The sequence below is a fragment of the Methanosaeta sp. UBA356 genome, from assembly GCF_002496465.1.
Classification (GTDB): domain Archaea; phylum Halobacteriota; class Methanosarcinia; order Methanotrichales; family Methanotrichaceae; genus Methanothrix; species Methanothrix soehngenii.
Genome location: NZ_DAKC01000140.1, coordinates 1 through 1,322, shown reverse-complemented (window position 1 = coordinate 1,322; position 1,322 = coordinate 1). Strand labels below are relative to the sequence as shown.

The following is a 1,322-nucleotide window of genomic DNA, read 5'->3' as shown; positions in this document are numbered from 1 at the left end:
GATGATCTCCTGGATGAGGCGCAGCTCCTGTCCGGGAGCATAAAGGCTGGCGGTGATCGCCCTATCCCATGGGCTGTTTAGAGGATCGTTGGAGTCCAGGAGAAAGAGGTTCACCCGGCCCACCTGAGCCCTCCAAACCCTTAAGTACAGATGCCTCCCCGGAAGGCTGATCTTGATTCTGAGCCTGCCTCCCTCCTCGTCCTGGACCGGCTCTATGGGAAGGCTGTTTGGATCGTTATAAGGAAAGGCCTCGATCTGAGATCCGTCCTGGGCCAAAACCTGACGGAAGTATCCCTGCTGGTAGAGGAGGCCTACTCCGACCAGTGGGACTCCCAGGTCGCTGGCCGTCTTCAGGTGGTCTCCAGCCAGGATTCCCAGGCCTCCAGAGTAGATGGGAAGGGCCTCAGAAAGGCCGAATTCCATACTGAAGTAGGCCACAGAGTCCAGATTGAAATGCTCCTCGCACCATCCTGGCTGTGCCAGAAATTTCGTGTTTCTCTCCTGCCAATCTCTTATCTCCGTTCTCAGAGCATCGTCTTGTGCCAGCTCGTTTAGTCGGCTTTTTGAGATGTTTTGCAGGATGAGATAGGGATTTTTGGTCTTCTCCCAGGCCTCGGGATCCAGCAGCTCCCAGACCCTGTCTGTCGTCAACCGAACTGTCCAGCGCAAATCTAAGGCCAGATCAGCAAGACCTTCCAGTCCTGAGGGCAATTGCAGGTCCGTATGGCTTTTCATTTATCCGCCTCGATCAATTTCCATAGCAGGGCTTTCTGGAGCGCTTAAGTAACTTGTGTTCCTTTGCATTATTTTAAAAAGGCTCCTCGCTAAATACATATCCATCATTATAGGTCTTTCCATGTTTACAGAGTATATTCAGGCAGCCTTGGAGAAAGTGCAGTATAAGTTCATAGATAATGGCGATGAGCCATATTTTGCAGATGTCCCAGAACTTGATGGTGTGTGGGCCACAGGTCATACCGTTGAGGATGCACGCAGAAATTTCATTGAGGCTCTGGAAGAGTGGATCGCAGCTCGCCTGCAATGGGGCCTGCTCATTCCACCAATAGGCGGCGAGACCATCGAGGTCTCTAAGGAGCCGGTTCAGGTTGTTTAGGCTCGGTATTCACAAATTCAGCGTTCTAGCCTACGGCGACAGGGGCAGCCCGCGCCAATCCATCCCATCACAAAAGCAGCGGCTGCATCTGATGCGTAAGCCTTCCAGGCATCTCGCTCTTTTCTGCCATTATTTTTCCCTTTGGCACAGGGCAGGAAGCCAGGGAATTCCCACAAGATTCATGATGATCCGGGGGATATCAGATCTG

The 1,322-nt window shown here is 52.5% G+C and carries 3 protein-coding genes; 2 read left to right on the top strand and 1 reads right to left on the bottom strand.

Annotated elements, in window-relative coordinates; genetic code table 11:
• Positions 1-735, bottom strand: a 735-nt coding sequence (gene glgP, locus BP727_RS13400) for an alpha-glucan family phosphorylase (RefSeq protein ID WP_286859349.1), incomplete at its 3' end; no start/stop codon positions are given.
• A gap of 55 nt (positions 736-790) precedes the next feature.
• On the opposite strand from glgP, the gene BP727_RS13395 reads away from it, so the two are divergent.
• A complete protein-coding gene (locus tag BP727_RS13395; protein ID WP_333655194.1) occupies positions 791-1,114 on the top strand; it encodes a type II toxin-antitoxin system HicB family antitoxin in 324 nt (107 codons plus the stop codon).
• The coding region (locus BP727_RS13390; protein WP_286859346.1) for a hypothetical protein at positions 1,107-1,322 on the top strand (216 nt) is incomplete at its 3' end. The genes BP727_RS13395 and BP727_RS13390, both read left to right, overlap by 8 nt.